Annotated in this window: 5 protein-coding genes; 2 read left to right on the forward strand and 3 right to left on the reverse strand. The window is 47.1% G+C overall.

Translation table 11 applies throughout. The annotated features are described in order from the left end of the window. Nucleotides 1–85: 85 nt before the first annotated feature. The gene (locus tag F6J94_RS28950; protein WP_293046738.1) at nt 86–400 is read left to right on the forward strand and encodes a hypothetical protein; all 315 of its coding nucleotides are present in this window, start codon (nt 86–88) and stop codon (nt 398–400) included. Between the two features lie 105 nt (nt 401–505). Further along, complete coding sequence (locus tag F6J94_RS28955) at nt 506–724, forward strand: hypothetical protein (protein WP_293046741.1); 219 nt, start codon at nt 506–508, stop codon at nt 722–724. 15 nt (nt 725–739) lie between these two features. Here the strand turns inward: F6J94_RS28955 and thrC are convergent, their stop codons facing one another. The 3 genes from thrC to rimO all read right to left on the reverse strand — a co-directional run bounded on the left by thrC (nt 740) and on the right by rimO (nt 5,554). After that, a complete protein-coding gene (gene thrC / locus F6J94_RS28960; protein ID WP_293046744.1) occupies nt 740–1,840 on the reverse strand; it encodes a threonine synthase in 1,101 nt (366 codons plus the stop codon). A gap of 188 nt (nt 1,841–2,028) precedes the next feature. Beyond that, on the reverse strand, nt 2,029–3,438 hold the full coding sequence (locus F6J94_RS28965; RefSeq protein ID WP_293046746.1) for a DEAD/DEAH box helicase: 1,410 nt from the start codon (nt 3,436–3,438) through the stop codon (nt 2,029–2,031). A 793-nt stretch (nt 3,439–4,231) separates the two neighbouring features. After that, the gene (gene rimO / locus F6J94_RS28970; RefSeq protein WP_293046747.1) at nt 4,232–5,554 is read right to left on the reverse strand and encodes a 30S ribosomal protein S12 methylthiotransferase RimO; all 1,323 of its coding nucleotides are present in this window, start codon (nt 5,552–5,554) and stop codon (nt 4,232–4,234) included. Nucleotides 5,555–5,836 lie beyond the last annotated feature (282 nt).

The following is a 5,836-nucleotide window of genomic DNA, read 5'->3' on the forward strand; positions in this document are numbered from 1 at the left end:
TCATTAACTTAGACATACAGCAATTGTAGCAGGAATTTGTTTACTGTTTATTATTCGATCAGGTTGGAATAGTACTCACCCTTATGTGATTAATATCTTCGTAGTGGTTTCAGCCTCAGCTATTCTGTTTGGAAATCTTCCTGGATTATTCCGGTATGAGGACAGTATTGTCAATAACAAACAGTTATACCTGAACTATGCGTCTCTAGAGAATGAGGTAACTAGCTACTTAGTCACAGGTCAAGATATCGATGGCAATCCTAGAGAAATGAAATACTTTATTAATCACATTGATAAGGAATTAAGTCGATTAAATCGACTGCCAATTGGGTTTGAGAGAACTAGACTTTTAGATTATCCCACTTTATATAGCAGCTCTCAATTGGATCAGGGACTTTAGTCTTGGGTTATAGGGAGTCGGGAGTCGGGAGTCGGGAGTCGGGAGTCGGGAGTCGGGAGTCGGGAGTCGGGATACAGAAAGGTAGCGCTATAAGACCATCGAACCTTGGCCAATAGGCCACGCTACGCCAACAACCGACGAACCTTGGCCTATTGGCCACGCTACGCCAACAACCGACGAACCTTGGCCTATTGGCCACGCTACGCCAACAACCGACGAACCTTGGCCTATTGGCCACGCTACGCGAACAACCTTCAACCGGTTAACCTTCAACCGGTTAACCTACCCTTCGGGAACGCCAAAGGCGAACAACATAACAACTGACGTTACCACTCATCTTTAAGCCTCTTTCGGCTTTAACCCCATCACCTCTGCCACAGCAGCAGTTGTGGGCTCAATCCCTTCTGTCAATGGGTTTTTGCTGTGTTCGATGGCAGTATCTGGATCTTTAAGACCATTACCTGTCAGTACACAAACCACGGTTGCTCCTGTGGGTACCTCGTCTTTTACTTTCAACAAACCAGCGACTGATGTAGCGCTAGCTGGTTCACAAAAAATTCCTTCTTGGGATGCCAATAACCGATAGGCATCTAAAATTTCTTGATCGGTAACGCTATTAAATGCCCCTTTACTAGCTTCTTGGGCTGCGATCGCTTTTTCCCAGCTAGCCGGGTTGCCCACCCGAATTGCCGTTGCAATGGTTTCGGGATGCTCTAGGACTTTGCCAGCGACAATCGGAGATGCTCCAGATGCTTGAAATCCCATCATTTGGGGTAAGCGATCGCATTTCCCCTGCTGATGGTACTCGCAAAATCCCATCCAGTAGGCACAAATATTGCCAGCATTGCCCACTGGTATGCACAGCCAATCAGGAGCATCACCTAAGTTGTCCACTATCTCAAACGCAGCTGTCTTTTGACCTTCTAAGCGATAAGGATTGAGGGAATTGACCAAGGTCACCGGATACTTTGATGCCATTTCCTGGACAATTTTCAAGCAGTCATCAAAATTTCCCTTAATCGCTATTACTGTTGCTCCATATACCAACGCTTGGGCTAATTTCCCCAGAGCCACATAACCATCAGGAACAATCACAAATGCCCGCATTCCCCCCCGACGAGCGTAGGCTGCTGCTGATGCCGAGGTATTTCCGGTACTAGCACAGATTACCGCTTGGTCTCCTGCTTCCTTAGCTTTTGAAATCGCCATGGTCATGCCCCGGTCTTTAAAACTACCGGTAGGATTGAGACCGTCATATTTCACCAGTACCTTTACTCCTCTGCCAATAATTTTGGCAATAGTGGGGACAGGAATTAAAGGAGTGTTACCTTCGAGTAAGGTTACCACTGGTGTGGAGTCAGTGACTGGCAAATAAGGACGGTAAGCCTCAACTAAGCCAGGCCAGTTGAGTGAAGTAGAAACAGACAGACTTAAAGCCACGTTTGGTTAGGGAAGTATTCAGGGTGAAGTATCAAGTGTGAAGTGTGAAGTATGAAGCATGAAGTATGAAGCATGAAGGTTATGATTTGTCAACCCTTCCATTGATTTTTATTGCTTACTCAGCAACTGGTATATTGTGCTACTTCATCCAATACGCCTTCATCCTTTACACTTCATCTTTGTCTATCTTATCTTGACTGATTCTGAATCACAGGCTTTCTCGGTTTTTCTGACCGATGGCGTTTGTCTGTGTTAAGCCGCAGTTTGGGACGTTCCACCATTCGTTCTTCGATATCGTCACTAATGGGGGGTTGAGTTTTGTCATAGAACAACTGCAATGCTGCCGCTGCGATCGCATGAGCATCATATTCTTCTTCCAACTCCCGTACAACTGGCAAGAAAGAAGCCATCCGTTCCCCTGATAAAGCTTCCCGTAACTCTGCCTGCAGTCTTTCTAAGCGCCGGGCTTCAATTTGTGAGCGCGTCGGAATCCGGGTAACTTCCAACCGTTGCCGCACCTTGCGCTCAATCTGGTAGAGTTTACGGCGTTCAAAGGGTTGAATCAGGGTAATTGCTGTTCCTGTCTTACCAGCACGACCGGTACGACCAATGCGGTGAATATAGCTTTCTACTTGATCTGGCAGGTCAAAATTGATCACATGGGTCAGATGATCCACATCTAGACCACGGGCAGCAATATCGGTTGCTACTACCCAACGCACTTGATTTTTCCGGAACCGATACAATAACCGCTCCCGCTGACTCTGACTCAAATCACCGTGGTACTCATCCACACTGTGACCAGCCGCTTGTAATTGGTTGGTTAGTTCAGCAGCCGCTTTTCGTGTTCGCACAAAAATGATTGAAGCTTCTGGGTCTTCCAGTTCCAGAATCGGATGGAGAGCCCTGATTTTTGAGCAGCCACGGGGTACCATGTAAACTCGCTGTTCAATGCGCGCTGGTGCTGCTTTCGATTGCTGAACTTTAACAGTGACGGGGGATTTCAGGAACTTGCTGACTAGGTCCTGAATTGGCCGGGGCATAGTTGCTGAGAAGCAAGTAGTCTGACGCTCTTCGGGAGTCTGTTGCAGGATTTTCTTAACATCATCGATAAAGCCCATGCTTAACATTTCATCCGCTTCATCGAGTACCACCCAGCTCAGGTTTTCCAGCTTCAGGTCTCCCCGGTCTAGCAAGTCAATCACCCGTCCGGGAGTTCCTACCACAATCTGAGCGCCTTTGTACAGCATCCGAATTTGCCGCTCAATGGACTGACCACCGCAGACGGTTAGTATATGCAATCGACGGTCCTCACTGAAGTCCCGAATCGCTTGGTTAACTTGCTGGGCTAACTCTCGGGTTGGGGTTAGAATTAAGGCTTGTACGGTTCGCTTGTCCAAGTCAATGCGATCTAGCATTGGTAGGGAAAACGCTGCTGTTTTGCCAGTACCGGTTTGAGACATACCGAGTACATCATGGCCATTGAGCAGTTCAGGAATAGCTTGGGCTTGGATAGTAGTAGGTGTAGTGAAGCCGATTTTTTCGAGTTGGCTTACACAAGCTTCAGACAATCCCAGGCTTTGGAAAGAAACGGTCATAAGTTATTTTTCGATTTTTCGTTGGTTAGTTGTGGTTTTTTTCTGGTAAGTCAGAAAGTTAGTAGTTGAACGTGTGAGGAAACACTGTCATGGCTATAAAGACAGTGAGCCTTCAGGTTTTACTCACCATGGTTTTTGCCTTGACAAACCTATGATGAGATTAGATGAGTAGAAAGCGGTTTAGTTTCCACCCATTTGGTTAGGTGCGCTTTCCGTTGGCGAATTAAATTCGCCACGGGTCGCACCTGTTGATAGGCATCAACTCCTAAGTTGCACCTTGTCCCATAGGCAGTCGCGCTTTGGCTTAAACCCCCTCAGGTCGGGGCTGCATCGCGCTTCACCATCAGCTGGGGTCTGTTGCGACCTATTTAGTGTGTCTAAAAGCTTGAGATTAGGTTCATCCCACTAGAACACGTCTTACAGACGCAATGGTTAATGCCCTAGACACAGTTGTCAGGTTGAGGGTGGCTCCTTAGCTAGGTATTGCCCGTTGGATTGGGGTGGGTTAAATCATCCCAAATTTGACCCTCAAAGCTGAATTGATGCACCGCTCAGCTAGTTTTTACCCCCTAAGCAGGTCTTTTAAGTGTGCCGTTTACGCTGCCGTTTAGTGTGCGCTTTAGTGTGCCATTACTATGGGCGACAGACACCTGCTTTTGATAAGGCTAGAGGCCTTGTGAAAAGCTCCATAATCTAAAAGACCAAGGATTATGTCTGGTTCAGGATTGACCAGATTACTTGCCCTAGTGGTGGAGTGTTTAATTCCAGCCCCTAGTTAAAGCCTGTGGCTTGTTTACGGAGGTAGTACTACAGAACCATACAAGTCGTAGAAATCACAATCAGTAATTTCTACTGATACTATGGTTCCTAAAGAGGCATCACCTTGAACGTAGACCAATCCATCCACCTCAGGGGCAAACCTGGCACTGCGACCAATAAATTCACCCGTTAAGGGATTTTCTTGTTCTATGAGAACATCAACTATCTTGCCCAGACAGTTTTGATTTTTTTTCAAGGAAATCGGTTGTTGAACTGCCATCAGGGCATCCCGTCTGGCATCCATCACCCCTTGGGGCAACTGATTAGGCAATTTGTATGCTGCTGTTCCCTCCTCCGCAGAAAAGGTAAACACTCCAACATGGTCAAATTCATGATGCTGGACAAATTCCAGCAAGTGTTCAAAGTGCTGCTCTGTCTCGCCGGGAAACCCGACAATAAAGGTGGTTCGCAACACTGCATCAGGAAGTGCAGTTTTTAGTTGCGTGATTATAGCGTCATTTACTCGTCCCTGCCAAGGACGGTTCATGGAGCGGAGGATTTCTGGATGGGAGTGCTGTAGAGGCAAATCGAGATAAGGAAGAACATTATGAGTTTCCTGAATGGCTTTTATGACGGATGGGGTTAAACCGGTGGGATAGGCGTAGTGGATCCGAATCCAGGGGATGTCTACTTCACCTAATGCTCTCAACAGTTCTGGCAGTTTCGGTTCGCCGTATATGTCTAAACCATAGTTGGTGGTGATTTGGGAAATTAAAATCAGCTCTTGAACCCCTTGAGATGCCAACTGCTCGGCTTCCGCAACAATGGATTCTATGGTACGCGATCGCTGCTTTCCCCGGAGGTGCGGAATTATACAGAAGGAACAGCGGTAATCACACCCTTCTGCGACCCGCAGGTAAGCAACCCCTTCAGAAGTTGTTCGGTAGCGTGGCGTTGTTTCGTCAGCAATGTAGGTTGGTTCAGTAGAAACCTCTTGAACGCGATCGCCTGTTTCTACTCTTTGGATTACATCTACTATTTTATGGTAGTCCCCGGTTCCCACCACTGCCACTGCCTCTGGCAACTCTTCCAATAGTTGGCTTTGGAAGTGTTGAGCCATACAGCCGGTAATCACAATTTTTTGATCAGCTTCCGCCAGTTCTACCAGCGTGCGCACTGATTCTCGCCGCGCTTCTTCTATAAAACTACAGGTATTTACAATAACATACTCAGCTAATTCTTCATTGGCATCTACCTGGTATCCTGCCTGCACCAGCAGACCCAGCATATGTTCGGTATCAATGCGATTTTTCTCGCACCCCAAGTGAGATATTGCTACAGTTGGCTTTTTGCCCATTCATTCATCATTTTATATTGTACTACGGCTTAGTCACATAACCTACTGCCCTTTACCAGAACCTTACACCATTGATTGAGCTTGGTGTGATTGAGCTTAGTGTGTAAGTGATGTGCTCAACTCCTAATCTGCTCTGCTAATCTACTACTTCAGGCCAATGTCCGGTTCAGTGTTTTCTCGCTTTGTGCCTCACTTCGTGGCCACGTAGCCGGAGAGGAGGCAGCCGATTATCTGAGCGAGGTACAACGACGCCGAGACGCAGTTTTCTCCGAAATCTATGGG

The organism is Moorena sp. SIO1F2 (assembly GCF_010672755.1).
Lineage (GTDB): Bacteria > Cyanobacteriota > Cyanobacteriia > Cyanobacteriales > Coleofasciculaceae > Moorena.